26 protein-coding genes are annotated in these 26,770 nt (G+C 60.8%); 23 read left to right on the forward strand and 3 right to left on the reverse strand.

Annotation, left to right across the window (positions count from 1 at the left end; translation table 11 throughout):
• Positions 1–446 precede the first annotated feature (446 nt).
• Complete coding sequence (locus B5527_RS10310; RefSeq protein ID WP_425305094.1) at positions 447–1,685, reverse strand: FAD-binding oxidoreductase; 1,239 nt, start codon at positions 1,683–1,685, stop codon at positions 447–449.
• A 211-nt stretch (positions 1,686–1,896) separates the two neighbouring features.
• Here B5527_RS10310 and B5527_RS10315 point away from each other — a divergent pair, with 211 nt between their 5' ends.
• The 3 genes from B5527_RS10315 to B5527_RS10325 all read left to right on the forward strand — a co-directional run bounded on the left by B5527_RS10315 (position 1,897) and on the right by B5527_RS10325 (position 5,012).
• Positions 1,897–2,082 carry a DUF4242 domain-containing protein gene (locus tag B5527_RS10315; protein ID WP_245332570.1) on the forward strand — a complete coding sequence of 62 codons (186 nt, stop codon included), beginning with the start codon at positions 1,897–1,899 and terminating at the stop codon, positions 2,080–2,082.
• A 301-nt stretch (positions 2,083–2,383) separates the two neighbouring features.
• The gene (locus tag B5527_RS10320; RefSeq protein ID WP_079601191.1) at positions 2,384–3,274 is read left to right on the forward strand and encodes an MBL fold metallo-hydrolase; all 891 of its coding nucleotides are present in this window, start codon (positions 2,384–2,386) and stop codon (positions 3,272–3,274) included.
• A 373-nt stretch (positions 3,275–3,647) separates the two neighbouring features.
• Positions 3,648–5,012 (forward strand): MFS transporter, encoded by a 1,365-nt coding sequence (locus B5527_RS10325; RefSeq protein WP_172842534.1) that lies wholly within the window; start codon positions 3,648–3,650, stop codon positions 5,010–5,012.
• Positions 5,013–5,189: 177 nt separating this feature from the next.
• On the opposite strand, the gene B5527_RS10330 is transcribed toward B5527_RS10325, so the two are convergent.
• Both B5527_RS10330 and B5527_RS10335 read right to left on the reverse strand, forming a co-directional pair.
• On the reverse strand, positions 5,190–5,939 hold the full coding sequence (locus tag B5527_RS10330) for a thermonuclease family protein (RefSeq protein WP_079607197.1): 750 nt from the start codon (positions 5,937–5,939) through the stop codon (positions 5,190–5,192).
• A gap of 121 nt (positions 5,940–6,060) precedes the next feature.
• Entirely contained in the window at positions 6,061–6,942 is an 882-nt protein-coding gene (locus B5527_RS10335; RefSeq protein WP_079601193.1) for a LysR family transcriptional regulator, read from the reverse strand.
• 612 nt (positions 6,943–7,554) lie between these two features.
• On the opposite strand from B5527_RS10335, the gene B5527_RS10340 reads away from it, so the two are divergent.
• The 20 genes from B5527_RS10340 (at position 7,555) to B5527_RS10435 (ending at position 26,657) form a co-directional block, all read left to right on the forward strand.
• The gene (locus B5527_RS10340; protein WP_079601194.1) at positions 7,555–8,385 is read left to right on the forward strand and encodes an aspartate dehydrogenase; all 831 of its coding nucleotides are present in this window, start codon (positions 7,555–7,557) and stop codon (positions 8,383–8,385) included.
• 234 nt (positions 8,386–8,619) lie between these two features.
• The gene (locus B5527_RS10345) at positions 8,620–9,792 is read left to right on the forward strand and encodes an ABC transporter substrate-binding protein (protein WP_154072852.1); all 1,173 of its coding nucleotides are present in this window, start codon (positions 8,620–8,622) and stop codon (positions 9,790–9,792) included.
• 34 nt (positions 9,793–9,826) lie between these two features.
• The gene (locus B5527_RS10350) at positions 9,827–10,693 is read left to right on the forward strand and encodes a branched-chain amino acid ABC transporter permease (protein ID WP_079607198.1); all 867 of its coding nucleotides are present in this window, start codon (positions 9,827–9,829) and stop codon (positions 10,691–10,693) included.
• Positions 10,690–11,625, forward strand: coding sequence for a branched-chain amino acid ABC transporter permease (locus B5527_RS10355; protein ID WP_079601196.1), 936 nt, complete (start codon positions 10,690–10,692; stop codon positions 11,623–11,625). The genes B5527_RS10350 and B5527_RS10355 overlap by 4 nt, the downstream gene beginning before the upstream one ends.
• Positions 11,618–12,367 (forward strand): ABC transporter ATP-binding protein, encoded by a 750-nt coding sequence (locus B5527_RS10360; RefSeq protein ID WP_079601197.1) that lies wholly within the window; start codon positions 11,618–11,620, stop codon positions 12,365–12,367. The genes B5527_RS10355 and B5527_RS10360 overlap by 8 nt, the downstream gene beginning before the upstream one ends.
• A complete protein-coding gene (locus tag B5527_RS10365; protein WP_079601198.1) occupies positions 12,339–13,091 on the forward strand; it encodes an ABC transporter ATP-binding protein in 753 nt (250 codons plus the stop codon). Before B5527_RS10360 ends, B5527_RS10365 begins: the two co-directional genes overlap by 29 nt.
• 38 nt (positions 13,092–13,129) lie before the next feature.
• Positions 13,130–13,885: a 2-amino-5-chloromuconate deaminase CnbZ gene (cnbZ, locus tag B5527_RS10370; RefSeq protein ID WP_079601199.1), complete on the forward strand. Its 756-nt coding sequence runs from the start codon at positions 13,130–13,132 to the stop codon at positions 13,883–13,885.
• A 178-nt stretch (positions 13,886–14,063) separates the two neighbouring features.
• Positions 14,064–15,011 carry a metallophosphoesterase family protein gene (locus tag B5527_RS10375; protein WP_079601200.1) on the forward strand — a complete coding sequence of 316 codons (948 nt, stop codon included), beginning with the start codon at positions 14,064–14,066 and terminating at the stop codon, positions 15,009–15,011.
• Positions 15,012–15,125: 114 nt separating this feature from the next.
• The gene (locus B5527_RS10380) at positions 15,126–15,407 is read left to right on the forward strand and encodes a cupredoxin domain-containing protein (protein ID WP_154072853.1); all 282 of its coding nucleotides are present in this window, start codon (positions 15,126–15,128) and stop codon (positions 15,405–15,407) included.
• Positions 15,408–15,584: 177 nt separating this feature from the next.
• On the forward strand, positions 15,585–16,103 hold the full coding sequence (locus B5527_RS10385; RefSeq protein WP_276329324.1) for a sigma-70 family RNA polymerase sigma factor: 519 nt from the start codon (positions 15,585–15,587) through the stop codon (positions 16,101–16,103).
• 3 nt (positions 16,104–16,106) lie between these two features.
• A complete protein-coding gene (locus B5527_RS10390; protein ID WP_079601203.1) occupies positions 16,107–16,916 on the forward strand; it encodes an anti-sigma factor family protein in 810 nt (269 codons plus the stop codon).
• Between the two features lie 279 nt (positions 16,917–17,195).
• Entirely contained in the window at positions 17,196–17,852 is a 657-nt protein-coding gene (locus B5527_RS10395) for an HAD family hydrolase (protein ID WP_079601204.1), read from the forward strand.
• A gap of 6 nt (positions 17,853–17,858) precedes the next feature.
• The gene (locus B5527_RS10400) at positions 17,859–18,812 is read left to right on the forward strand and encodes a sugar-binding transcriptional regulator (protein WP_079601205.1); all 954 of its coding nucleotides are present in this window, start codon (positions 17,859–17,861) and stop codon (positions 18,810–18,812) included.
• A 181-nt stretch (positions 18,813–18,993) separates the two neighbouring features.
• Positions 18,994–20,307: an ABC transporter substrate-binding protein gene (locus B5527_RS10405; protein WP_079601206.1), complete on the forward strand. Its 1,314-nt coding sequence runs from the start codon at positions 18,994–18,996 to the stop codon at positions 20,305–20,307.
• A gap of 124 nt (positions 20,308–20,431) precedes the next feature.
• Positions 20,432–21,304 (forward strand): carbohydrate ABC transporter permease, encoded by an 873-nt coding sequence (locus tag B5527_RS10410; RefSeq protein ID WP_079601207.1) that lies wholly within the window; start codon positions 20,432–20,434, stop codon positions 21,302–21,304.
• Between the two features lie 3 nt (positions 21,305–21,307).
• Positions 21,308–22,138 (forward strand): carbohydrate ABC transporter permease, encoded by an 831-nt coding sequence (locus B5527_RS10415; protein WP_079601208.1) that lies wholly within the window; start codon positions 21,308–21,310, stop codon positions 22,136–22,138.
• A gap of 22 nt (positions 22,139–22,160) precedes the next feature.
• Entirely contained in the window at positions 22,161–23,165 is a 1,005-nt protein-coding gene (locus B5527_RS10420) for an ABC transporter ATP-binding protein (protein WP_079601209.1), read from the forward strand.
• 69 nt (positions 23,166–23,234) lie between these two features.
• A complete protein-coding gene (locus B5527_RS10425; RefSeq protein ID WP_079601210.1) occupies positions 23,235–24,008 on the forward strand; it encodes an SDR family NAD(P)-dependent oxidoreductase in 774 nt (257 codons plus the stop codon).
• A gap of 28 nt (positions 24,009–24,036) precedes the next feature.
• Entirely contained in the window at positions 24,037–25,674 is a 1,638-nt protein-coding gene (locus B5527_RS10430; RefSeq protein ID WP_079601211.1) for an FGGY-family carbohydrate kinase, read from the forward strand.
• 29 nt (positions 25,675–25,703) lie between these two features.
• Complete coding sequence (locus B5527_RS10435) at positions 25,704–26,657, forward strand: carbohydrate kinase family protein (RefSeq protein WP_079601212.1); 954 nt, start codon at positions 25,704–25,706, stop codon at positions 26,655–26,657.
• The last annotated feature ends 113 nt before the right edge of the window (positions 26,658–26,770 follow it).

The raw sequence follows: 26,770 nt of genomic DNA on the forward strand, positions 1-26,770 counted from the left end.
ACTTACGACAATCGCACTGGCAATTGCATTCGCTCTACCGAGCTCCTTTGCATTTGCGCGAGGCGGAATCAGCATTGGTAGTCACGTCGATCGCCCCTACACAGGCGTCACGGTCGGCTCGTCACACCGGATCGCGACGAGGCCAAGGAACTTTTCCGGTAATACTCTCGGCCCCATCATGCATGATCCAAGCGGGTCAACACTGACTGGCTCGGCCATCAACCGAGGCGCTTAAGAAAGAAAAGCCCCGCATCTTCGCGGGGCTTCTTTTTACGCGCTCTTCTTGGGAAGCGCGGGTGATGACGATAGCTCTGGCTCCGCCGCCATACCCCGGGTGGGACGCCCGCAATTGCGAACGCTCTTCAGTGATTTCAGGTCGAGTAACTTAGCCGCCCGCCCGATGGAGCCGCGCGCTCCGCGCAAAATACTGCGCAGATCGCTCGGGGTCAGGCCATGGGGCGGACGTTCTGGTTCACCCGGAACAGGTTGCCCGGGTCGTATTTCTTTTTCAGCTTGCCGAGACGCTGGTAATTGTCGCCGTAGGTCGCTTTGATGCGTGCCTCGCCTTCGTCATCCTTCATGAAGTTCGGGTAGGCGCCGCCGAGGTCGAACGGATGAATCGCCTCCCAATAGTTCTTTGCCCATTGCTTCAAGGCCGGCGCCTGACCCGGATCGGAGCCGATTCCGGCGATCACCATCGACCAGGTGGCATCGCGGCAGTTCCATGCCGTTTCGCCTTCCGCCTTGCGATGGACCGAACCATCGATTGGATAGAGATGCATTAAAGAGGCGTCACTAGGTACCCTCGCAGCCTGCTCGATATGGACGTCGATCGCAGCGTCGGGCAGCGTCTTGACGAAGTCGCCCTTCCAGTACCAATGCAGGCCTTTCGGATAAAGTCCGTCGAACATGTCTTGCAGCGCCAAATAAGGGATCGGGCCCGCAAAATCGATGATCGGCTCAGGAAGTGCCGCGCGGACGGCGTTGACGGCCTTTTCGGCGTCAGCTGCCACCCCGTTGTGCGAGACGAGCAGCACGCAGATCTTTTTGCCCCAATGCTCCCTGGGGAAGGGATCGCCGGACGGAACCGTCTGCAGCCCTAGGAAGGCATAGAACTCGTCCGGCGCACTTGCCTGAAAGTCCCGGTACCATCGCATGATCCGCGCAGCGTCCTTCAACTCCCAGAAGATCGGGCCGGCGTAGACCGTGGTCGCGGGGTGCGCCTCGAAAAGGAAACTGGTGACGACGCCAAAATTGCCGCCGCCGCCGCGCAGCGCCCAGAGCAGATCGGGGCTGTCCGTCGTGTTCGCGACAACAAATGTGCCGTCCGTCAGAACCACATCGGCCTCTATCAGATTGTCGATGGCGAGTCCGTATTGACGGCCAAGATAACCGTGGCCGCCGCTGAGTGTCAGGCCGGCAACGCCTGTTGTCGAGACGACGCCAAAAGGGATAGCGAGACCGAAGGCATGGGTCGCGTGGTCAACATCGCCGGTCGTGCAACCGGCGCCCACCCGCACGGTCCGTTTCGCCGGATCGACGCGCACGCCCCTCATCATCGACAGATCAATGACCAGCCCATCATCAACGCTGCCGAATCCGGGTCCGTTATGGCCGCCGCCGCGGATGGCGATGGCCAACCTGTTGTCACGGCCAAAATTTACGGCGGCAATCACATCCGCCACATCGGCGCAGCGTGCGATCAACAGCGGCCGTTTGTCGATCGTGGCGTTGTAGAGCCGCTTGAAGAAGAGATTGCAGCCGACCTTGCATTAGGTTTGGCTCGTGCTTTGCGTCAACACGGTGAGAACAGAGTCTCCTCATGCCACGCTACGTTGTAGAAAGAGAGTTTGCGGAACAACTCGACCTCACCAAGGACGGGGTTGAAAAGTCAATTTGATCAATGATCAGCCAGGCGTGCAGTGGACCTTCTCTTTCCTCAGCGCCGACAAGAAAGAAACCTATTGCCTCTATGAGGCGCCTAATCCTGAAGCTATTCGGGCCGCGGCACGAAGAAACAACATTCCCGCCGATGTGATCATTGAAATTGGCGGGGAAATTGGGCCGAACATGTTCGCGTAGCCATTCGGCAGGCCGCGGGCGTCGGAATTCTCTCGCTCGAGCCAGGCAGCCCGGTGCGCAGAGCAACTGCTCCTGACACTCGCATAAAGGCCCGCTAATAGCGGGCTTTTGCGAATTGCCACCAGTCTCCAAGCTCCGATTTCCGGCATACGCGAGCGATAGCAGGGTTGCTGAGGGTCGTGTTAAACGATAGTGGTCCAGATTCATGATGCCGAGCGACAGGCTCGTTATTAAGAAGTTGTGACCTGTTCAACCAGCTTAAAATCGCTGAAAACGAATGAGGAAGAGAATGTCGGCTCCAATGCAAGGCGAGATGCAGCCGGCGATTTATCGCTTACGACTTGGCAGCTTCGAAGTTGCAAGCATTCTGGACAGCAAAATCATCCGTGAGGGATTAAGCCCGAGCCATGGCGGCGAAGCGTTATCCGCCGAAGTGCGAGCGCTGGCGCGTGCGAACAGGATTGACCCGCATCGTTACGAGCATCCGTTCATTCCCAGCCTGGTCAATACCGGTAAGGAGCTTGTCCTGTTCGACACCGGTAACGGTGCGTTGCAGCTCGAGCACGAACAGCTTCGAGGTAGGCTCCCGGAGGGGCTTCTGGTCGCGCGGGTGCGCCAGGCGGGCTATGAACCGCAGGACGTTGACGTGGTCGTAATTACGCACGGCCATCCCGACCATATCGGCGGGCTGATGACGGGCGGAGAACCGGTATTTCCCAATGCGCGGTATGTGTTCGGGGCAGCTGAATTCGATTTCTGGAGGCGCGGTAACGTGCGCGATGCACGAAAATTCAATCGCGAGCTATTCATGAAGATCGCGGTGCCGTTTGCCGATCGAGCCAGTTTCATCAAAGCGGGCGACGAGGTCGTGCCCGGGATCCGGGCCGTCGACGCGGCGGGTCATTCGCCGGGAATGATGGCTTACTTGATCGAGAGTGAAGGCAAGCGACTGCTCAACTGGGCCGACACCTGCGGTCATTATGTGGTGTCACTGCAGAGACCGGACATCCATCTCGACGTCGATGACGATAAGGAGATGGCGGCGGCAACCCGCAAGCGCATTCTGGACATGGTTGCGACCGACGAGATCTTCGTCCTTGGTTTTCATATGCCGTTTCCTGGCATTGGTTTTGTGGAGCCGGCGCATGGCGGTTACCGCTGGGTCCCTCATGGCTATCAGCTGAATTTGTGAATTGCTTTGCGTCGTTTCTACAGGGGTCGTGTATCGGTGGTCACTTTTGCGCACGATGCGTGCGCAAAAAGGTGCAGTTTCGGTGCCTTTCGCGCAAATGTTGCGTTTGTTCTCGGCTAAGGTGTTCAAAGGCTCAGTTCCATCAACGGGAGGGGCGTTGCCCTTTCCCGGCAACCCGTGCGGCGGAAACCATTCGTGAGGCTGAACGTAAACGATGTGCTGAAGTCATCCGACGTTTGGCGGAGCCGGAGACGGCTCAAATCGCTGGCAGGGGCGGGGACGCCGTAGAAGCTGGGAATGAAAGACTTGGATTAACAAGACATCTTGACGAACGCAGATTCGCTCAAGCCAAAAAAGTAAAATGGGGGGAGCCGTGACGGATCATACCAAGGTGGATGTCGCCGCCGTTATCAATGACAGTGAAATCAGTCGTTTTCAGTACATAATATTCACATTATGCATTTTGATCATGATGTGCGACGGCTTCGATACGCAGGCGCTCGCCTATGTGGCGCCGAGTATCGCATCTGAGTGGAAACTGTCTCCCGGTATCTTCGGTCCGGTATTCGCGGCGGTGCTGCTGGGGAGCATGGTGGGGGCGTTCGGTTTCGGATATCTGGCGGACAGGTTCGGCCGCAAGCGTACGCTGGTGCTCTGTATGATCTTGTTCGGCGCGCTGAACATCGGCTCCGCCTATGCGACCTCGATCGAATCCTTCACCCTTCTTCGATTTCTCTGCGGCATCGGGCTTGGCGGCGTCATTCCCAACGTGATGGCGCTGGTCTCGGAATATGCGCCGGCTCGAAGGCGCGCGACACTTGTCGCAATTACCTGGTGCGGATTCTCGCTTGGGGCCGTTCTCGGCGGATTGATTAGTGTGCCGCTGATCTCTCACTTCGGCTGGAAGTCGGTATTCGTCTTTGGCGGGATTCTTCCGCTATGCCTGGTCGCCATCGTTGTTTTTGCGCTTCCGGAATCGATCAAATTCCTGATTTTGGCGCGTGGTAAGGGTGTCGAACTGGTAGCCGTCCTCAGGAAGCTCAACCCCGGCCGGCACTTTGACGATAGCAGCGCGTTTGTGCTCGACGAACCTCGCCTCGGCAGAGGATCAATATCGGCGCTATTTCGGGACGGCCTCGCGATCGGCAGTGTGTTTCTCTGTCTCGCATTCTTCATGAGTCTGATGCTCGTCTACCTCTTCATTAACTGGATTCCATTGTTGCTGCGCCAGGCTGGATTGCCTCTCCAGGACGCGATGATGGGAACGATCATCTTTAATCTGTCGGGAATCTTCGGCAGCGTGTTCTGCACGCAGTTCATCGATCGGAAAATCCTGCCGCCTATGTTCATCCTGATTTTCGCATATTTTGTCGGTGCCGCGGCCGTGTTCGCCATCGGCTTCGCTGGGACCTCGTTCTGGCCGATCATGGGCACGATCTTTCTTGGCGGCTTCTTCATCATAGGTGCTCAGCTTTCGCTCAACGCGCTCATCACCAACTACTATCCGACTGCAATCCGGGGCACCGGGGTCGGCTGGTCGCAAGTGGTCGGGCGAACGGGGTCCCTGCTCGGACCGCTGATGGGCGGGGCATTGGTTTCGCAAGGCATGTCGCCCAGTCAGTTGTTCCAGGTCAGCAGCATCGCGCCGCTTCTTGCCTGTGCATGTTTGCTGGTTTTCATGAAATTCTCGTCCTCGGCAATGATGACCCGGTCCGTCACGGTGGACGTGACGCCATGATTTCTCGCGCCGAGAAGGGAGCTTGCTTCGGAGAACGGGGAATGCAGACTGACCGGGCCGGCTTCATCGCCGCAGGGCTGATCGATGACAATGCGTGATTGCTGGCTTGGCCAGGGAGGGCCGGCGTAGACATCCGCCGAGGCTAAAATTCATCTGTCCTCGACTTCGGTGCGGGTGTTACTTTCGAGCAGTACTTGCCCGGCAATTATAAGCCCTGCGGAAACCCGCAGCCTGCGCATCTTCTTCCGAGCAGAACCATCGGTCCGGCTTGGTCAGAGGCGCGTAACTGCGGCACCCCTGCATGTGGTAGATGCCCACCTTGCCGGTCAGACGTGCGCGTACCGCAAATTTCGCCTTGATGGCGCACCCGGGCGGCATGGCGGGTTCGTCCGGAAACAAGGCTGCGCGCAACTCGCGGTCTTTATCGCTTCTACAGGATGCGCCCAACAGAGGGGCCGTGTTTTCCCGGTGCCGAAACGCTTGCGGAGCCACGAAACAGCCCCGCCACAGGCCCAGACTTTTGTTCTTGGCATTGGACTCGTCGTCGTTGAAACGACCGTTGGCGGTGGGTTCGACATCCAGCGCATACCCTTGACGTACCAGCAGCTTGTTCAGACTGTCGGTTTCGCCGGCGGCGCTGCAAACTCCAACGTGCCATCGGCTGAACGTTTTGTCCGTCCCGAGATCCTTGCAATGGACCTCCCGGCCGCCGATCAGTTTTGCCAGCTGATCGCGCGCCTCCACGCCGCAAGCCCAGAGATCCGCATGCTCGTCAATGCACATCTGGTCAAACTCAGGAGCATCGATGCCGTCAAGCCGGTAGGTGACGCCGGCGACCTGCAAGGTATCTCCGTCCCTTACGATCGCGTCGGCGGCCCAACCCGAGCCCGCCGATAGAAACGCCAGAGCCGCTATCAAAAAACGCATCGATTTCACCCGAGGTCCGCTGCGAAACTACTTGCATCAATAGCGTTTGAGCAAGGGGCGAAGCCCATCCACCGAGCGACCGGACTGATGCTGACCGAAGGGATTGCGGGACGATCTTGGGTTACCGAACCCCAAGTTTCCCGAAAAACGCCTTTTCCACCTGGCTGGCGTAGCGTTCCTTGTGCCTCAAGGCGAAGAACGCGCGTTTCGGCAGATCGATCTTGACGTGGTGGAGCGTTTTGGCCGCGACCGAGTGGGCTACGACGAGATTTGAAATAGCAGTTGCCGACTGACCTGCTTCAACGGCGGCGCGAATGGCCTCGTTGGAGGGAAGCTCCAGCGTGATGCGCAACTCGGATAGTCGGATGCCGTACTTCCGCAGCGCGGCCTCGAAGATCGATCGCGTTCCGGACCCCGGCTCGCGCAGAACCCAGCCCGTGGTTCGGAAATCATCAGCGGTGATACGCGCATGTGTGGCCCAGCGGTGGTGTTTGCCGACCACGACGACGAGCGTGTCGCCGTCGATCTTGCGTATCGCCAGCGATGGATCGTCGACCTCGCCCTCGACCAGACCTACATCGGCGCTTCCTTCATGGACGGCCTGGGCGACCCGCTCGGTGTTGGCAATCATGATGTGAAGATCGATGTCGGGATAAGCCGCCTGAAATTCCTGGACGCGGGGCGGCAGCCAATAGTTTGCCACCGTCTGGCTGGCGGCGATCGTCAACGAGCCACGTTGGAGACCGGCCAGATCGCTGAGAACCTGCGCCGCCGCTTTGGCGCGGCCGACCACGCCGCGGGCTTCGCCGAGAAAATCGCGGCCGATCTGGGTCAGTTGAATGCCGCGGCCGACACGATCGAACAGCTTGATACCGTACCGCGATTCCAGCGCCGCGATGGCGGCACTGGTCGCCGATTGCGTCAGGTTCAACTCGGTGGCGGCCCGCGTCATGTGCTGTTTTTCCGCAACCGCGATGAAGATGCGAAGCTGTTCCAGCGTCATCGATTGTCATCCCATCAGTTTGATCAGCGTCGGGCTGAAGCCGGTATTGAACAGGCAGGCCGGCGCCCCGAGCATGGCCGGACGAAAGCCTTTCGCGGTCATTTTCGCATGTCGGTCTCGAGGCCCATCGCCGCAAGGGCTACCGACACTCAGCCGGAATCGCGAGGAGGCTGTTGGTCCCGGCCAGCGGCCACGACACCGGGTACGAACCACGGCATCGGCGGGCGTGCGGCCGCCGTACCGGAATCGTTCCGCCTGGAGTCGCGCGCCGACAGTGGCCCGAGCACGATCCCCCATCGGAGACGGCAACATGACGGGGACAGCTTTGGCGATTGAATGCTTCTTGGTGCTTCGAATTCGCTGGTTGATAAAGGGTCACGAGCAGCCTCCATTGGCAGGTCTACCCGATGTCAGTCGTCTCAATTAATCAATCCAATGGATAATAGCTTCACAATCAATCGATTTTGTAATTTAATAAACGAACCCGATCAAGCCCGAAAAGCAGGGCGCATCGTGATCGACGAGGCTTTGCCGGCGACCGAACCAGCTAATATGGTCCTCAGGGAATCCGCAGCCGTTACGGCGCAGTCACAGAGGATCGGCAAGCCATCAATGGGAAATTTAGTGAAGAGCCAACCAAGTGAATTGCGCGTTGCAATTGCCGGGCTGGGGTCCATCGGAACGAAAGTAGCGGAGGCGCTCGACCGGGGAATAGACGGACTGACCCTCGCGGCCGTCTCGGTGCAAAACCCTGACAAGCACCAAAGCTGGCTCGGCAATTTAACGAGAGCGCCGGCCGTCTTGCCGATCGAAGCGCTCTGCGATGCCGCCGATATCGTCATCGAGTGCGCACCCAGCAAGCTCCTGAGATCGATCGTTGCTCCCTTTGTAGCAAGCGGAAAAACCGCGATCGTTCTGAGCGCAGGCGCGCTTCTCGATAACGAGGACCTGATCGAGCTTGCCAGGCAAAACGGCGGTCAGATCGTGGTGCCGACCGGTGCGCTGATCGGCCTCGACGCCGTGACCGCGGCAGCGGCCGGCACGATCCATTCGGTCCGGATGGTGACGCGAAAGCCGGTCGGGGGGCTAGCCGGCGCGCCTTATATCGCCGAAAACAACATCGACATCGAGCGAATTACCGAACCGCTCAGGATATTCGACGGTACCGCCCGGGAGGCGGCCAGAGGATTTCCGGCCAATCTGAACGTCGCCGTCGCACTGTCGCTCGCCGGGATCGGTCCCGACCGGACCAAGCTGGAGATTTGGGCCGATCCCACGGTGACGCGCAACATGCATCGGATCGAGGTGGAATCCGACTCCGCCCGCTTTTCGATGTCGATCGAGAATATCCCGTCGGAAAATCCGAAGACGGGCCGCATCACCGCGCTATCCGTCATTGCGTACCTTCGCAAGCAGCGTGCGCCGCTTCGCGTCGGGACCTGAACGGTCGTCCCGGAAAAATTCGATCGCCTCGGCGCCCGGTGCGATGATGCAACCGCAGCCGGCGGGGCACGTTGGCGGACTGCTCAGGTATAAAGCAGCAGGCAGCTGATTTCCGTGCTTTTATTCGCGCTTCGGATTTGCCATGCTTCAGAAGGCCGCGACCAGGGTCCATGATGGGAGTTACGAATGTTGTATTCAAAGTTAGCGCGCTTCTCGACGATCGCCGGAGCGGCGATGGTCGCTGTCGTTTGCTGGGGCGCGTCCGGATCATTGGCCGTAGCTGACGACGTCGTGCGCTTCGGCGCGCCGCTGCCGCTGACGGGACCGTTGGCGCCGGAGGGAATCAAGCAGCAACAGGGCTACGACCTCTGGGCCGAGCAGGCCAACAAGGCGGGCGGAATTTCGGTCGGCGGCAAAAAGTACAAGGTCGAGATGGTCTATGCCGATTACCAATCCAACACCCCGCGCGCGGTACAGACCACCGAGCAGATGATCACCCAGGACAACATCAACTTCCTCTTTGGGGCGTTCGGCTCCGGCGCCGCGAAGGCGGCGAGCACGGTCTCGGAAAAATACAAGGTGCCTACGATTGCCGCCGCGGCATCCTCATCGCAGGTCTACGACCAGGGCTATAAATACCTGTTTGGTACATTTACGCCGAACGACACCCTGACGACGCCGTTGACCCAGATGATCAAATCGCAGGCCCCGGATGTGAAAAAGGTAGCGATTTTGGCGCGCAACGATTTGTTTCCGCTGGCGATCGCCCAGGAAATGGAGAAATCGGCCAAGGCGAACGGCTTTGAGGTGGTCTATTTCGAGAAGTATGCGATCGGCACGCTCGATCACTCGGCGACCTTGTCGCAAATGAAGTCGCTGGCGCCGCAATGGATATTCGTCACCGGCTACATCAACGATCTCCTGCTGGTGCGCAAGCAGATGGTCGATCAGCAGATGAAGGCCCCCGTGGTGACGATGATTGCCGGACCGGCCTATCAGGATTTCATCGAATCCGCCGGGCAGAGTGCGGAGAACATTACCAGCGCTTCGTGGTGGCACCCCGCTGAAGAGTATGCCGGCAAGGACATTTTCGGGTCGACCAGCAATTTCGTGAAATTGTTCAAGGACAAATACAAGAGCGAGCCGGACTACGGGCAGGCGTCAGCGGCTCTTTGCGGGGCGCTGTTCCAGATCGCGATCGAGCGCGCCGGTTCGCTGGATCGCGAAAAAGTACGCGACGAGTTGGCGAAGATGGACATCGTGACCTTCTTCGGCCCGGTGAAGTTCGGGCCAAATGGCCAGATCAATTCGCTCGAGCCGCCGGTGTTCCAGATTCAGGGCGCCAAGCCGATTGTGCTGTTCCCGCAAGCCATCAAGCAGGGCGAGCTCAAGCTTGGGGTAAACTGACGAAAACCGTCGCGACCACGAGCAGGTGTCGAGCGTGCTGGTAGCCCAGGTCCTGATCAACGCCCTGGTGCTGGGCTGCCTTTACGCGTGTATTGCGATCGGCTTCTCTCTGGTGTGGGGCGTTCTGAATGTCATCAACCTGATCCACGGATCGTTCATCGTTCTCGGCGCCTATCTTGCCTGGGGGATATATCAGTCGCTGGCGATCCCGCCCTGGTACGTGCTGGTCGTTGCGGCGCCGTTGTTTTTCATTCTCGGCTATCTGCTGCAGCGGCTGCTGCTCAATCGCGTCATATCGGCGCCGGTGCTGGTGACGCTGACGCTGACATTCGGGCTCGATCTGATCCTGAACAACGCGATGATCTATTTTTTCAAGGCGGACTACCGGAAGCTCACTCTGAGCCCGCCGATTGGTTCGATCTCGCTGTTCGACGTGGTGGTCCCGGTCGATCGGCTGATTGCCACGGCAGCCGCACTGGCGCTGACCGGGGTGCTTTATCTGGTACTGCGGCGCTCGCGGGTCGGCCGCGCCATCGTTGCCGTCAGACTCGATCGCGACGCCGCGGTGCTGATGGGCGTCGATGTCAAATCGATCTACGCCATCGCGTTCGGCCTCGGTGCCGCGCTGGCGGGATGCGCCGGTGTGTTGATGGCGCTGATTTTCCCGATCTCGCCGCTGACCTCGTCGACGTTTCTCGGCAAGGCCTTCGTGGTCTGCGTGCTCGGCGGTCTCGGCAGCGTTTCGGGCGCACTGGCCGGCGGCCTGCTGCTGGCGCTGGTCGAGGGCGTCGGTTCGGTAGCCATCGGACCATCGCATGCGACCACGCTTTCCTTTGTGCTGTTGATCGTGTTCCTGATCGTCAGACCGCAGGGGCTGCTCGGCCGGAAGGGTTTCGAATGACCCGGCTCAATCTGGCGCTTTTGCTGCTCATCGGCTGCATCGCGGCGCTGCCCTTGTTCGGCGGGCCTTACGCTCTGCGGCTCGGCACCATCGCCTGCATGTACGCCATCCTCGCGCTGTCCTGGAATGTCGTCGGCGGCTTCGCCGGCTATCCGTCGTTCGCGACCGCGGCGTTTTTTGGGTTCGGCGCCTATACGACCGGAGTGCTGCTCAATGATGGATTGTCGCTGACGCTGTCGATCATGGCGACGCTGGCCGCGTCGTTCCTGTTGGCGGGCCTGCTTGGCGTCGTGCTGTTGCGGTTGCGCGGCCACTACTTCGCGATCGCCAGCCTCTCGCTGGTCGAAGTGCTGCGCGAACTCGTCAACAACGCCACCGATCTCACCGGCGGGGGCATGGGCCTGAACATCCCGCTGGCCTCCGGTTCAGGTATTCTGGCAGACGCCACCTTCTTCTTCTATGCGATGTGGGGATTGCTGCTGGCGACCGCGCTGATGGTGATCGCCGTTTCGATGTCGAGGCTCGGATTCGGGCTTGCCTGCATCCGGCAGAACGAGACCGCCTCCGACATGGTCGGCCTGAACTCCACGCTCTACAAGAGCGTCGCGTTCGGCCTGTCGGCCTGCTTCGTCGGCGCCGCCGGCGGCCTCTATGCCGCCTGGGTCCATTACATCGATCCCTCCGACGTGTTCGACATTCTCTACTCGGTAAAGCCCATCGTGATGGCGCTGATGGGCGGGCTTGGATCGCCGCTCGGCGTGGTCAGCGGCGCCTTTCTTTATCTCGGGCTCGAGGAGGTGGTCTGGCGCAACTACATCCAGATCCACAGCGGCGTGCTCGGCGTGTTGATCGTCATGCTGTTGTTGTTCCTGCCCCGCGGCCTGATTTCGCTGCGCTGGAGCATGTTGTGGCGGAAGGCGAAGCATGTCTGAGATCCTTCGCCTCGACGCCGTATCCAAGCGCTTCAGCGGTTTGCAGGCGCTTCGCGACGTGACGCTTTGCATCAACAAAGGTGAGGTGCTGGGACTGATCGGCCCGAACGGCGCCGGCAAGACCACGCTGGTCAATACTGTCTGTGGCGTGACGCCTGCCAGCTCCGGCCGCGTCACCTTCATGGGAAAGGACATCACGGCGATCAAGACCTATCAGGCGGCGCGGCTCGGGTTGTCGCGCACATTCCAGATCGTGCAGCCATTCGCCGAATTCACCGCGCTCGACAATGTCGCGGCTGCGGCGCTGTTCTCGCAGCGAGGTGAGAGCGTGAAGTCCGCACGCGAGGAAGCTCGCGCGCATCTCGCATTCGTGGGGCTGGATGCCCAGGCCGGGCAATCGGCGGCGACGCTGACGCTGGCGATGCGCAAGCGGCTGGAACTGGCCAAGGCGCTGGCGATGAAGCCGAAGCTGCTGTTCCTTGACGAGGTCAATGCCGGACTGAACAGCGCCGAGGTGGAGCGGGCGACGAAACTCATTCATCAACTGGCGGCAGACGGCATCACCATCGTGATGATAGAACATCTCATGAAAGTCGTGCTCAACGTCTGCACCCGCATCGCCGTGCTGCACGACGGGCAATTGATCGCCGACGGTCAGCCGCGCGATGTCATCAAAAATCCCGCGGTGGTCGAGGCCTATCTCGGGCAGCAATATGCGCAAAGGAGTGCCGGTCGTGGCTAGCTCCCTGATCCTCGAACTGCAGGGTCTGCGCGCCGGCTATGGCGAGATCCAGGTGCTGTGGGGCATCGACATGGCCCTGCGGCGGGGCGAGATCACCGCACTGATCGGTTCAAACGGCGCGGGCAAGACCACCTTGATGCGCGCACTGTCGGGCCTCATTCCGATCCAGGGCGGCTATTATTCTTCCGAAGGCAGGGATCTCACCGGGGATACATCAGCTGAAATTCTTGGCCATGGCATCGTCCACGTCCCGGAGGGACGACGGCTGTTCGGCGCGATGAGCGTTGAGGACAATCTTCTGATGGGGGCCTATTCGAGAAAGGTAAGCCGCGGCGAACTCGGCCGAAACCTCGATTCCGTCTACGCCACATTCCCGAAATTGCGCGAGCGCCGCAATCAGGCGGCTGCGACGCTGTCCGGCGGCGAGCAGCAGATGTGTGCCATCGGCCGCGGCCTGATGAGCGCGCCGCGGCTTCTGATGATCGACGAATTGTCGCTTGGGTTATCGCCGCTGCTGGTCGAACAACTGGTCGCGGCATTGCGGGCGTTGAATGCCCAGGGGATGTCGATTTTGCTGGTCGAGCAGGACGTCACGACCGCGCTCGATCTTTGCCATTCGGCCTACGTCATGGACATGGGCCGCATCGTGCGCTCCGGGCTCGGCCAGGAATTGCTGGCCGATCCCATCATTCGCGACGCGTATCTCGGTGTCCTCCAAGATTAACCGCGCAAACGCTTCACTGCAAGTTGAAGGAGATTCCTATGATCGAGACCATCGAGGCTGACAACAGCGGATACCGATTCATACCGGGCGTCAGCCAGTATTCGTGCGGCATTGGTGCGCTTCCCGGCTTCACCATCGAGCGCGTGCGTTTCTCGAACGTGGTTCCGCTCAAGCGGGGCTTTGAAAAAATTGCAGAGATCATCAAGGCTGCCGGCCGGCCCCTGGCGGCGTTCGGCGCCTGCGAACTTCGCTCGCCCGCGCCGTTCACCGAAGAAGGTTTTAGGGCCTTCAACGAAGTCTATATCAAGACGTTGATCGAATGGGGGGTGATGAAGAACGGGGTCAATCCGGTCGCACGAAGCAATGTCTGTCCGAAGCTCGATCCGCCCCCGGAGCCGGGCTTTCACGCCTTCTGTTTTACGACCGCCGCGCCGAACGCGCCGGCGTCGTTCGTTATTGCCGGCAGCGGCGAGTCGGTCGAGGGCAAAGCCAACTATCGCGACTATACGGTTCGCCTCGGTGACACCAGCCCGGAAGCGATGCTGGAGAAGGCGAAATGGGTGCTCGACGAGATGGAGCGGCGCATGAGCGCGTTCGCCGGCGACTGGCGCCAGACCACCGCGGTGCAGCTCTACACGATTCGCGACGTGTTTCCGTTTTTGGAGCGCGAACTCGGCAAGCGCGGCGTGCTGCGCCCGGGTCTGACCTGGCACTTCAATCGTCCGCCCGTGGTCGATCTGGAATATGAGATGGATTGCCGTCGTGTCCATATTGAGCGCGTGATCGAAGTTTGAGCCGTCGTCGTCATAACCCGGCGAGCCAGGCGTTTAACCGGTTGCGATTGCAGCGGGAATTCCACGAAGGGAGGAATCCTGAATTTTTTGTGAATAAAGCCCGAGACGACCGAGTCTCCTGTTTAGCGGCGCAATTCGGCGCCGGTTGGAGCCGTTGGGCTCCCGCAGGAGATGTGACATGGGCAAAAAAGTCTTTGAGGATCGTGGACAGGGATTGGGCCGCCGGGAAGTGCTGGAGTGCATGGTCTGGGCCGGTACCGGCGTGTTGTGGGCGGTCAGCGGCGGTGTCCCCCATTCGGTGGGATTGATCGGCGATGCGCTCGCCGCGGAACCCACCGGCTTCACCTTTCTGCAGATGAGCGACAGCCATATCGGCTTCGACAAGGCGGCGAACCCGGATGCGCTGGGCACGCTGCGCGAAGCCGTCGCCAAGGTAAAGGCGATGCCGATCAAGCCGTCCTTCATCATTCACACCGGCGACATCACCCATCTTTCCAAGCCTGCCGAATTCGACAATGCCGACAAGGTGTTCGGTGAGACCGGTGTGCAAATTCACTATGTGCCGGGGGAACACGATCTTATCGATGAAGAACGCGGCAAGGCCTATCTGGAGCGCTACGGCAAGGGCTCCAAGGGGGCAGGCTGGTACAGCTACGACGATCACGGCATCCACTTCATCGGTCTCGTCAATGTCGTCGATCTCAAGGGCGGCGGTCTCGGCAACCTCGGCGCCGAGCAGCTCGCATGGCTGGAGGCCGACCTGAAGGACAAATCCAGCAGCACGCCGATCGTGGTGTTCGCACATATCCCGCTGCAGGTGATCTACCGGGAATGGGGTTGGGGTACCGAGGACGGCACGCAGGCGCTTAACCTGCTCAAGCGCTTTGGTTCGGTCACCGTGCTGAACGGACACATTCATCAGCTGGCCCAGAAGGTCGAAGGCAACATGACCTTCCACACCGCTCTGTCGACGGCTTTCCCTCAACCGGCGCCAGGCAGCGCGCCCTCGCCAGGCCCGATGCTTGTGCCCGCCGACAAGCTTCGCACCATGCTCGGGTTGTCCAGCGTCACGGTGGCGCAGGGTAACAAGCCGCTCGCGATCATCGACAAGACGCTGGCCGGCTAAACCTGAGGATTGAATATGCAAAGTCTGATCCGCCATCTCCGCTTCACCGCGGGCCGGCTTGCCATTGGCCGCGCCCTGGTCGTTGCAATCCTCCTGGGGCCGGTCGCCGGTGCGATGCTGGCATTTGCCGCGGTAGCGGCGCAGGACCCCACCAACGTTGTCACCATCGACAACTTCACCTTCTCGCCCAAGGACCTGACGGTCGCCGTGGGAACGACGGTGAAGTGGGTCAATCACGACGACATTCCGCACACGGTGGTCGAGAAGAGTACGACCTTCCGGTCGAAGGCGCTCGATACCGATGATTCTTATTCCTTTACGTTCACAACCGCCGGCAGCTTCGACTATTTCTGTGGCCTGCATCCGCATATGGTCGGAAAAGTCATCGTCCAGTGACGGCATGACGGTGCTTGTGTGCCAAATATGACGACACCCTCATCGGCAGGCCGGTCGAATTTCCGGCGTGCCGAACTTGACCCGGCTGTGCTAAGAGAACGGCCGGAAGGCTCAGATCGTTTTTCTGGCCAGCAGCAGGCGTCGGTCCCGATTGTGCAGAACAAGGACGAGCGCGCAGTGTTCGATGAAGTCTTTCTGCCGCACATGGCCGAAGCCTATCGTCTTGCGCAATGGCTCACCGGCAATGCCTCCGACGCCGAAGACGTTGTGCAGGACGCCGCGTTGCGCGCGTTTCGCGGCATCAAGAGATTCGGTGCCGTCAACGCTCGCGCGTGGTCCCTGACCATCGTGCGCAATACCGCCTACAGCTGGCTGATGAAGAACCGGCCAAAGGCGGTGGTTTTTACCGACGATCTAAGCGCCGCTGAGCAGCAGGAACTCGAGCATGGCGGCCTGCAGGCGACGAGGATCGAGACACCGGAGGAGATCGCTCTTTTCAAAGCCGATGCCGAAGACGTTCAGCGCGCCATGGCGCAGCTGCCGGCGCAGCTTCGCGAGGTGATTGTACTGCGGGAGATCAATCAATTGAATTATCGCGATATCGCTGAGATCACCAACATCCCGATCGGCACGGTAATGTCGCGTCTGTCCCGCGCCAGGCAACTTCTGATCGCTCTTCTCGGAGACCGAAAGTAAATCATGAGTGCATTGATCAGGGAAAACGACGAACTGCAGATGAACGCCTATTGCGACGGTGAGCTCGATCCGGCTTCCGCGATCGCGTTCGAGCGCCGGCTGGCGGATGATGCATCCTTGAAGTCCCGATATAACCGGTTGCTGTCGTTGCGTCGCGCCGTTCGTTCGCTTCCGCAATACGAACTGCCGCCGGGTCTGCAGGCCCGCATCAACTCGGCATTGGATGCCGATCGGTCGACCCAGGTGGGACTGCCAGATGAGCCGGCGCGTGTGATTCAGGCGAGGCGTCTGCGTCAACGCAGTTGGTCGCTTCAGGCGCTGGCCGCCGCAGCGGTGTTGGGCGCGGTGATCGCAAGCACCGTGATGCTGACGATCGAGCGCTACGATCTGCACGAGAATGTTGCTCGCGAAGTCGTCGCTGGTCATATCCGGGGCTTGATGGCGCCGCAGCCGTTCGACATTGCGTCTTCCGACCGTCATACGGTGAAACCATGGTTCACATCGCGCCTGCCGGAATCGCCGCAGGTGCCGGACCTCGCGGCGCAAGGCTTTGTGCTGGTGGGCGGCCGCGTCGATGTGATCGGCCACGATCCGGTGGCAACGATCGTCTACAAGCATGCCGCGCATACCGTTAGCCTGACGACGCTGCCATCAGGTCAACCCGTCTCCGATCAGGCGATCGCGGGCTACAACGTCCTGAGCTGGAGCGATGGCGAGTTCACCTACATTGCGGTTTCGGACTTGCCGAGCGCCGATCTCGCCGCATTCCAGCGCGCATTTGCGGCGGCGTCGCCGGCGCCGGAAGTCAAATAGACCAGTGAGACCGTCTGGTCCTCGGCCAGGAATTCCTGCACTGAACACCGTCGAGGCCTCTTGAGGGCCGTCACGCAAGTCGCGGCATCGCCTCTTCCCGGAAACTCCGTATCCCGACAGGTCTGGGCTCGCACTGCTCCTTCGAAAGAACCCGCTGCAGGGCGCGGACGCAGAGCAACATCGGGCCGTTCACCATGCCCGCAGCATATTATACCGCTTCCTTGGGTTATTGCTCATTTGGAGAGTATATGTTCTTATTCTATAGGCGGACCGAATGCGATGACCCATCCCGATCTCATCATTTTCGACTGCGATGGCGTGTTGATCGACAGCGAGGTACTGAGTTGCCGTTGCCTTTCGGAGGTTTTGGCAGGCTACGGCATCGACCTTGGTCTGGATCAGGCGCTCGAGCTGTTCCTTGGGCGAAGCACGACGGCGGTCCTCGATCACTACGAAGCGCTGGGGCGCCCGATCCCGAAGCAGTTCTCGGCCGAACTGAGCGCGGGGGTGCGTGCCGCGTTCCTTTCCGCGCTCTGCCCGATTGAAGGCGTGAGTGCGGTACTGGAGGGATTGCAGATCCCGCACTGCGTTGCCTCGTCCAGCGATTTCGACCGGGTATCCTTTTCCCTTTCCTTGACCGGTCTCGCGCCGCATTTCGACAGTCGGCTCTATACCGCGCAGATGGTGGAACGCGGCAAACCGGCGCCCGATCTCTTCCTTTACGCAGCCGAAAGGATGCAAGCCGATCCGCGCCGCACGCTCGTGATCGAGGACAGCATCAGTGGCGTACTGGCAGGCAAGGCGGCAGGCATGACGGTCTGGGGATTTGTCGGAGGCAGCCACTATCAATCGCGTGACGGCAAAGCCATCCTCTGTGACGCGGGCGCCGATCGCGTTTTCGGGCGAATGACGGACTTTTGGCCAACGGATCGGTAGAATTTGATGGCAGCATCCGACAACGAGAAATCGCGCCTGGACGAAGCCGCGCGCGCCGGCTGGCTCTATTTTATCGCCGGTCATACCCAGGATGAAATCGCCAGGATGCTCCAGATTTCGCGCGCCTCGGCCCAGCGTCTGGTTTCCCTGTGCCTCGCCGAGCGCCTGATCACCTTCCGGCTGGAGCACCCGATTGCGGCGTGCATGGAGTTGGCCGCGCGTTTGAAGGACTTGTTTCATCTGGTCTACTGCGAGGTGGTGCCAGCCGATCCCGCCGCGCCACTCGCGGCCGCCGGAATCGCCGAGCGCGCCGCGAATGTCCTGGAATCGATGTTGCGCACCGAGAAGCCCACGATCGTGGCCCTGGGCACCGGGCGAGCGGTGCGAGCCGCGGTCGAGCGCGTCTCGCCGATCGACTGTCCCACTCACCAGATCGTGTCGCTGGTCGGAAATATCTCGGCTGACGGTTCGGCGAGCTCCTTCGATACTGTCGGACGGCTCGCCGATCGGACCAAGGCGCGCCACTATCCGATGCCGTTGCCGTTTCTGATGTCGACTGCTGGCGAACGCGACCAGATGCTCAAGATTGATCCTATTGCCAAGGTGAGGGCCGTCGCAGCCAGGGCCGACTTGCGGCTTGTCGGGATCGGGCAGATGGATCAGCTCGCACAAGTCCATGTTGATGGCTTCGTCTCGCGCGAGGAACTGCTCGAAATGATGCGGCTGGGCGCGGTCGGCGAACTGACCGGTTGGGCGTTCGACGCCGACGGCCGCATCATCAGCGGCGGGACCAACGATCGCCTGACCAGCATCCCACCGCAGGTCCCCGCGGAGGCCCTCACCATCGGAGCCGCCGTCGGCCCTGCCAAGGTTTCGGCGATCAGGGCGGCGCTGAAGGGGCGCCTGATCAACGGGTTGATCACTGACGAGGCGACGGCAAGCGCCATCCTGAAGCAGTAGCGAAGTAACCACGCCGTAGGCCTCGGCCATCGCAAGGAACCGGCAGTAGTCGTAACGTCGTCGGCCGCTCGCCCCAAACTGGGGCCGATCAGCTCATCTTGTCCTTGACAAGCTTATTTCGCGGTGTGAACATAATTGCAATGCGTGGGCATATGCTCAAACGCAACATAGGGAGGTTACCGTGAAACACGTCCTCGGCGCCCTGCTGGGCGCGGTTACCCTGTTAGGCTCAGCCCCCTCGATTGCACAGACGACGCTGACGATCGCCACCGTGAACAACGGCGACATGATCCGCATGCAGGCGTTGACGAACGACTTTACCGCCAAGAATCCCGACGTGACCGTGAAATGGGTGACGCTCGAAGAGAACGTCCTGCGCCAGCGCGTCACCACCGATATCGCGACCAAGGGCGGTCAGTTCGACGTGCTGACCATTGGTACGTACGAGATCCCGATCTGGGCGAAGAAGAACTGGCTCATTCCGCTCGACAATCTCGGCGCCGACTATGACGCGGCCGATCTGCTTCCCAAAATCCGCGATGCGGTGTCGGTGTCGGGCAAACTGTACGCCGCGCCGTTCTATGGCGAGAGTTCGATGGTCATGTATCGCACCGACCTTTTCCAGAAGGCCGGATTGACGATGCCTGAAAAGCCGACCTGGGATTTCGTGGTCGATGCGGCGAAGAAGCTCACCGACAAAACGGCCGGCGTCTACGGCATCTGTCTGCGGGGCAAAGCGGGCTGGGGTGAAAACATGGCGTTGCTGACGGCAATGTCGAATTCCTTCGGCGCGCGCTGGTTCGACGAGAAATGGCAGCCGCAATTCGACAAGCCGGAATGGAAGAAGACCCTGTCGACCTATGTCGATCTGATGAAGGCTGCCGGCCCTCCCGGGGCAAGCTCGAACGGCTTCAATGAAAACTTGGCGCTGTTCGACGCCGGCAAATGCGCGATCTGGATCGACGCCACGGTTGCGGCGTCCTTTGTGACCAATCCGACGGATTCGAACGTTGCCGACAAGGTCGGCTTCGCGCTGGCGCCGAATGCGGGATTGGGCAAGAACGCCAACTGGCTCTGGGCGTGGAATCTTGCGATTCCGGCAGGCTCTAAAAAGGTCGCCGCCGCGGAGAAATTCATCGCCTGGGCAACCAGCAAGGATTACATCAAGCTCGTCGCCGCGAGAGAGGGGTGGGCCAACGTGCCGCCAGGCACGCGGACTTCGCTCTATCAGAATCCAGAGTATTTGAAGGTCGCTCCGTTCGCGAAGCTGACGCTGGCCTCGATCGACGCGGCCGATCCGAACAAGCCGACCGTGCAGCCGGTGCCTTACGTCGGGGTGCAATATGCCGCGATCCCGGAATTCCAGGGCATCGGCACCACCGTCGGCCAGCAATTTTCGGCGGCACTATCGGGGGCATCGACCGTCGATGCCGCGCTCGCAGCCGCGCAGTCGGCGACGGAGCGTGAAATGAAGCGCGCCGGTTACATCAAGTAGAGCGATTGCGTCGATCCCTGCGGCGATTCCTTCCGACGCACCGCAAAAACTGGCTGCCGTCCAAGCTGACACCGACCGGACGGCGGCCCTCATCGAGTTTCTCCGGATACAGGAGGCGGCGGCGATGGCAACTCAGCAAACGCAGGTTCTCGGACGGGCCCTGCTGACGCCCGCTGTCGCATTGTTGTTCATCTGGATGATCGTCCCGCTGGCGATGACGATCTACTTTTCAACGCTTCATTACAGCCTGCTGGACCCGGACACGGAGAGCTTCGTCGGGCTGGAGAATTTTCGATATTTTCTGACCGATCCCGCCTTTCTGACGTCGCTGCGGAACACGCTGGTGCTGGTCGGTTCGGTCCTGGCGATGACGATCCTTCTCGGCACCCCGCTGGCGCTGCTTCTCGACCAGCCGGTGATCGGGCGCAGCATCGTCCGGTTGATGGTGATAGCGCCGTTTTTCGTGATGCCGACCGTCAGCGCCCTGGTCTGGAAAAACCTCCTCATGCATCCGGTGTCGGGGCTGTTTGCCTGGGTCGCGAGGTTATTTGGCGCGACGCCGATCGATTGGTTCAACGATGCGCCGTTGCTGGCGGTGATCCTGATCGTCGCCTGGCAATGGCTGCCCTTTGCCACGCTCATCCTGCTCACGGCGCTGCAATCCCAGGACGAGGAGCAGAAGGAAGCAGCCGAGATGGACGGCGCGAGCGCCCTTTCGACGTTCATCTACCTCACGCTGCCGCACCTCGCGCGGCCGATCACGGTGGTCATCCTGATTGAAACGATATTCCTGCTGACCGTGTTCGCCGAGATCTTCGTGACGACCGGCGGCGGCCCGGGCCTGCAGACCACCAATATCGCGTTCCTGATCTACTCGCAGGCGCTGATCCAGTTCGACGTCGGAAACGCTTCCGCCGGCGGACTGGTCGCGGTCGTGATCGCCAATATCGTGGCCTTCTTCCTGGTGCGGATCATCGGACGGAATCTGGAGGCGTAAGCGATGGCACGCAAGGTAACTTCAGAACGCGTGTGGGTATCGACCGTCGCGGCGTGGTTCTTCGGATTTTTGATTTTTCTGCCGATCCTGTGGATGTTCCTGACGAGCTTCAAGACTGAGCTTGAGGCGTTCGCCATGCCGCCCACGTTCCTGTTTTTCCACTGGACCACCGAGAACTATGCGACGGTGCAGGGCCGCAGCGACTACGTTCATCACGCGCTCAATTCGATCATCATTGCGGGCGGATCGACGCTGATCGCCATGCTCATCGCTGTTCCGGCGGCCTGGTCGATGGCGTTTGCGCCGACCAAGCGGACCAAGGATATGCTTCTCTGGATGCTCTCGACCAAGATGATGCCGCCCGTCGGCGTGCTTGTTCCGATTTATCTGATCTACCGGGATTTCGGGCTGCTCGACACGCGCGCCGGTCTCATCCTGATCCTGTGCCTCGGCAATTTGCCGATCGTGATCTGGATGCTCTTCACTTATTTCAAGGAAATCCCGAAGGATATCCTCGAGGCGGCGCGGATGGACGGGGCGACCATCGGGCGCGAACTCGTCTATGTGCTGACGCCGATGGCCATTCCCGGCCTTGCCTCGACGCTTCTTCTCAACCTCATTCTGGCCTGGAACGAGGCATTCTGGACGCTGAACCTTTCGACATCGGACGCAGCGCCGCTCACGGTGTTTATCGCATCCTATTCAAGTCCCGAGGGCCTGTTCTGGGCGAGGCTGTCGGCTGCGTCGACGCTCGCGATTGCCCCGATCATCATACTCGGATGGTTCAGCCAGCGGCAGCTGGTCCGCGGGCTGACGTTCGGCGCCGTCAAGTAGGTCACGGAAAGGGCTAGATATCATGGGCCAGATCACGCTGCAGAGAGTCCGCAAGTCGTTCGGGCCGGTCAACATCATCAAGAATGCGAATCTGGATATCGAGAACGGATCCTTCGTTGTTTTCGTGGGGCCTTCGGGTTGCGGCAAGACCACGCTGCTGCGCCTGATCGCCGGACTTGAGGACGTCACCGGCGGCCAAATCCTGATCGACGGCCACAACGTGGTGGACGTGCCGCCAGCCAAGCGCGGTCTGTCGATGGTGTTCCAGTCATATGCGCTCTATCCGCACATGAGCGTTCGCGGCAACATCGCGTTCGGCCTGAAGATGGCGGGCCTGCCGCGCCCGGAGATCGACCGCAAGGTGGAAGCCGCCGCCGCCACGCTGAACCTCACGCCCTATCTCGACCGAAAACCACGCGAACTTTCAGGCGGACAGCGACAGCGCGTCGCGATCGGCCGGGCTATCGTGCGCGAGCCGAAGGCATTTCTGTTCGACGAGCCCTTGTCGAATCTCGATGCCGCACTCCGCGTCCAGATGCGTCTGGAAGTCACCAAGCTGCAAAAACAGCTCGGGACCACGGCGGTCTACGTCACGCACGATCAGGTCGAAGCCATGACGATGGCCGACAAGATCGTGGTGCTCAACGCCGGCCAGATCGAACAATATGGCACGCCGCTCGAATTGTATGAACGGCCGGCTAACCTTTTCGTGGCCGGCTTCATCGGTTCGCCGAAGATGAACTTCGTGTCCGGAGAGGAAGCGGGCCGGCACGGCGCTGCCACCATCGGCATCAGGCCCGAGCACCTGAAAATCGGCAAGGACGCAGAAGGCTGGCCCGGGACGGTATCGGTCGCCGAGCACCTGGGCAGCGACACCTTCCTCTATGTCGACGCCGGGAAGCTCGGAATGCTCACGGCGCGCGGCATCGGAGAGTTCGATCTGAAAGCCGGCGATCACGTGTGGCTTTCGCCGGATCCGGCGCGCCTGCACCGCTTTGACAAGGACGGTGGGATCGTTCGGACGTGAGCGATGGCCAGGCCTTCTGCCGGTGGTCGACCTGTAAATAGGAACAGGAAAGCAAGCAGGACAAGAGAGATGTATCTGGAAAAATTCAAACTTGATGGCCGCACCGCTGTGGTCACGGGCGCCGGGCAGGGAATCGGGTTAGCATGCGCGGAGGCGCTCGCGGAGGCCGGGGCGAAAGTCATCATTGCCGATCACGATCCGAAAGCGGCCGAGACCGGTTGCGCCAGGCTGAGGGCGGGCGGTTATTCTGCCGAAATCGCCATCATGGATGTGACGGATTCCGTGCGCGTCGCCGAAATTGCGGATCAACTCGCGGCACGGCACGGAAAGATCGATATCCTTGTCAATAATGCCGGTATCGCGCGAAGTGAAACACCGGCGGAAAAGGTCACCGACGAACACTGGCTCAACGTCGTTGACGTCAACCTCAATGGCACCTTCTGGTGTTGCCGCGCCTTCGGCAAGCACATGCTGGACGCGAAGTCAGGTTCCATCGTTAACATCGGCTCGATGTCCGGCTTCATCGTCAACAAACCGCAGGAACAATGCTACTACAACGCCTCGAAGGCCGCGGTGCACCACCTCACCAGGTCGCTCGCAGCCGAGTGGGGCGCCCGCGGCGTGCGCGTCAACGCCGTGGCGCCGACTTACATCACCACCCCGCTCAACGCATTCGTCAAGAGCAACAAGCAGATGTATGATGCCTGGATCGGCGGTACGCCGATGGCCCGGATGGGGGAGGTCGACGAAGTTGCATCCGTCGTCCTGTTTCTGGCATCTGATGCCGCAAGCCTGATGACCGGGAGTGTCGTTCTGGTCGATGGAGGCTATACGTGCTGGTAGGCTCGCGCGGACCTTGAACGGAATTGGAATGAGGCAGGCCTTCATCGGTGTCGACGTTGGAACATCGAGCGCGCGCGCCGGCGTGTTCGACGAAAACGGGACCCTGTTGGCGACAGCCAGGCATCCGATCACCGTTTGGCATGAAGCAGGCGGCGTCGTCGAACAGTCGTCGTCCGAAATTTGGGCAGCCTGCGCCGCCGCTGTCCGAACCGCTGTCGTGGAGGCGGCAATTGCGCCTTCGGCCGTCAAGGGCCTGGGTTTCGATGCCACTTGTTCGCTCGTGGTGCTCGACGGCGCCGCCAATCCGCTGACGGTCAGTTCGTCGGGCGACGACCGACGAAATGTCATCGTCTGGATGGACCATCGCGCGCTGGCTGAAGCCCGTCTGGTCAATGATACGCATGACGACGTACTGCGCTATGTCGGCGGCTCGATCTCGCCCGAGATGGAAATTCCCAAGCTTCTTTGGCTGAAGCGGCATCTGCCGTCGACGTATCGATCGGCGGGTCACTTCTTCGATCTCGCCGACTATTTGTCGTTTCGCGCGACCGGATCGACAACACGTTCAATCTGCACGCTTGCCTGCAAATGGAATTTTCTGGCCCACGAACTCCGCTGGAGCGGCAGCTATTTCGAGCGCGTCGGTCTCGGAGATCTCGCCTCGGATAATTACGCGAAAATCGGAAAGGAGATCGTTCCGCCCGGGACGCCGCTGGGTGCCGGCCTGACCGAATCTGCCGCGCGCGATTTCGGCCTGCACGCGGGGACGCCGGTCGGCGCGTCGTTGATCGACGCCCATGCCGGGGGCGTTGGTACGATCGGAGGCCGCGAGAAATCAGGTCGGTCGGTCGATGTGTGCCGTCGTCTGGCCTACATCATGGGAACCTCCGCCTGTATCATGGCGACAACATCCGAACCCTGCTTCGTCCCGGGCGTCTGGGGCCCGTACTATTCGGGAATGGTTCCTGGATTCTGGCTCAACGAGGGCGGTCAGTCTGCCGCGGGCGCGGCCATCGATCATCTCATAAGGTCACACCCGGCCTATAGCGAGGCCGTCGGGACGGCGCATGCCGGCGGTACGGAAATTCTGGAATTTCTCGAGCGGCGCATTCTCTCGCGCTCGCAAAATCCGGGCGAGGCGGCTTTGCTTGCCCGCGACATCCATGTTCTACCCGAGTTTCTCGGCAACCGTTCGCCGTTCGCCGATCCGGATTCGCGGGCGATCGTCGCAGGAATGGATCTCGACGTCGACATCGGCTCGATGGAGCGGCTGTTCGTGGCGGGACTGTGCGGCCTCGCCTACGGCCTTGCGGATGTCGTCGATGCCTTTCGTTCGCACGGTGTCGACAGCGACCTGATGGTGATCGGCGGCGGTGCCGGTCGGAGTTCGCTTGTCCGCCAGATCATGGCGGATACCACGGGGCTGACCGTCGCGCTTCCAGAGACGCAGGAACCGGTGCTGCTCGGAGCGGCCATGCTGGGCGCCGTCGCGGGCGGATCTTGCGGATCGATCAGCAAGGCGATGACCTCGATGTCGGCGATTGGCTGGTTGAGCGAACCGACGACGTCGGGGATGGCCGACTTCCACCGGTCGAAGCGGCGGGTCCATGGATTGATGCGAAAAATGGACCGGGAAAGTCGCGACGCGATGCGTGGATCGAATTAATCGCAGATCCTGGTACGAGTACCCAGAAAATGCTGCTGAGTTGCGGAGACGCCTTAATCGATTTCCTGCCCGTCAAATCCGTGGACGGGCGCGACGCCTTGGTCCCGGTGGTCGGCGGTGCTTGCCTCAATATCGCGGTCGGCATGGCGCGTCTTGGCGCGCCGACAGGGTTCGTGGGTGGCATCTCGACCGATCTGTTCGGTCGCATGATCGTCGACCACGCTCTCGCCTCCCAGGTTGAACTTCGCCATGCGACGCGCAGCGATCACCAGACTACGCTGGCGTTCGTGCGTACCGTCGCCGGCGAGCCCCAATACGCCTTCTATGACGAGCAGACCGCGTCGCGAAACTGGACCTATCGGCGCGGCTCCATTCCCTTCGGCGAAATCGAAGCAATCCATGTCGGATCGACGACGCTCGCCGGCGACGACGGGGCGGCCCAGGCGCTTGCCATGGTCGAGGATGCGCGCGGATCAGTCACCATCTCCTTTGATCCGAATTGCAGGCCCAATCTGGTCAAGCACAAGGCTCGCTACGTCGATCGGATGAATGCGTTTGCCGCGGCCGCCGGGATCGTGCGGATGTCGGATGTCGACTTTGAATTTCTGTACGGCGGTAGCGATTATCCGGGAAGGGCCAAGTCGCTCATTGAGGAGGGTGCAAGCCTGGTCGTCGTGACGCGCGGAGTTCGAGGCGCACTGGCGTGGCATCGAGAAGCGGGGGCCGTGGAGGTCCAAGCGCCGGCGGTACGTGTTGTGGATACCGTCGGGGCTGGCGATAGTTTTCAAGCCGCCCTGCTGTTTGCTTTGCGCGCCATCGGTAGGATCGGACCGGAAGCGCTGGCGCGGATGAATTCCGAGGAGCTTGGTCGCACGCTGTCATTTGCAGCAAGCTGCGCGGCCTTCACATGCGGGCGCGCAGGTGCCGATCCTCCGCGACAATCTGACGTCGGCGCTGAATTGTCCCGACTTTTCGCACAATAGCCCGGCGAAGCGCATCGTAACGCCGAAAATGACGTGTGCGGGCGGCAGTTTTGGGGGGATGACCACCTGTCCGAATACGAACGGGTCTGTTCGTGCAGTCGTGCATGGCCGGT

The sequence above is a fragment of the Bradyrhizobium erythrophlei genome, from assembly GCF_900129425.1.
Taxonomy (GTDB): Bacteria; Pseudomonadota; Alphaproteobacteria; order Rhizobiales; family Xanthobacteraceae; genus Bradyrhizobium; species Bradyrhizobium erythrophlei_C.

Excerpts from the sequence above, each read along its gene's own strand:
- B5527_RS10345 (WP_154072852.1), top strand. The coding sequence starts at position 8,620 with ATGGTCGCTGTCGTTTGCTGGGGCGCGTCCGGATCATTGGCCGTAGCT.
- B5527_RS10335 (WP_079601193.1), bottom strand. The coding sequence starts at position 6,942 with ATGACGCTGGAACAGCTTCGCATCTTCATCGCGGTTGCGGAAAAACAG.
- B5527_RS10375 (WP_079601200.1), top strand. The coding sequence starts at position 14,064 with ATGGGCAAAAAAGTCTTTGAGGATCGTGGACAGGGATTGGGCCGCCGG.
- B5527_RS10360 (WP_079601197.1), top strand. The coding sequence starts at position 11,618 with ATGTCTGAGATCCTTCGCCTCGACGCCGTATCCAAGCGCTTCAGCGGT.
- B5527_RS10410 (WP_079601207.1), top strand. The coding sequence starts at position 20,432 with ATGGCAACTCAGCAAACGCAGGTTCTCGGACGGGCCCTGCTGACGCCC.
- B5527_RS10400 (WP_079601205.1), top strand. The coding sequence starts at position 17,859 with ATGGCAGCATCCGACAACGAGAAATCGCGCCTGGACGAAGCCGCGCGC.
- B5527_RS10320 (WP_079601191.1), top strand. The coding sequence starts at position 2,384 with ATGCAAGGCGAGATGCAGCCGGCGATTTATCGCTTACGACTTGGCAGC.
- B5527_RS10355 (WP_079601196.1), top strand. The coding sequence starts at position 10,690 with ATGACCCGGCTCAATCTGGCGCTTTTGCTGCTCATCGGCTGCATCGCG.
- B5527_RS10420 (WP_079601209.1), top strand. The coding sequence starts at position 22,161 with ATGGGCCAGATCACGCTGCAGAGAGTCCGCAAGTCGTTCGGGCCGGTC.
- B5527_RS10425 (WP_079601210.1), top strand. The coding sequence starts at position 23,235 with ATGTATCTGGAAAAATTCAAACTTGATGGCCGCACCGCTGTGGTCACG.
- B5527_RS10390 (WP_079601203.1), top strand. The coding sequence starts at position 16,107 with ATGAGTGCATTGATCAGGGAAAACGACGAACTGCAGATGAACGCCTAT.
- B5527_RS10365 (WP_079601198.1), top strand. The coding sequence starts at position 12,339 with ATGCGCAAAGGAGTGCCGGTCGTGGCTAGCTCCCTGATCCTCGAACTG.
- B5527_RS10330 (WP_079607197.1), bottom strand. The coding sequence starts at position 5,939 with ATGCGTTTTTTGATAGCGGCTCTGGCGTTTCTATCGGCGGGCTCGGGT.
- B5527_RS10380 (WP_154072853.1), top strand. The coding sequence starts at position 15,126 with ATGCTGGCATTTGCCGCGGTAGCGGCGCAGGACCCCACCAACGTTGTC.
- cnbZ (WP_079601199.1), top strand. The coding sequence starts at position 13,130 with ATGATCGAGACCATCGAGGCTGACAACAGCGGATACCGATTCATACCG.
- B5527_RS10415 (WP_079601208.1), top strand. The coding sequence starts at position 21,308 with ATGGCACGCAAGGTAACTTCAGAACGCGTGTGGGTATCGACCGTCGCG.
- B5527_RS10395 (WP_079601204.1), top strand. The coding sequence starts at position 17,196 with ATGACCCATCCCGATCTCATCATTTTCGACTGCGATGGCGTGTTGATC.
- B5527_RS10430 (WP_079601211.1), top strand. The coding sequence starts at position 24,037 with ATGAGGCAGGCCTTCATCGGTGTCGACGTTGGAACATCGAGCGCGCGC.
- B5527_RS10435 (WP_079601212.1), top strand. The coding sequence starts at position 25,704 with ATGCTGCTGAGTTGCGGAGACGCCTTAATCGATTTCCTGCCCGTCAAA.
- B5527_RS10340 (WP_079601194.1), top strand. The coding sequence starts at position 7,555 with ATGGGAAATTTAGTGAAGAGCCAACCAAGTGAATTGCGCGTTGCAATT.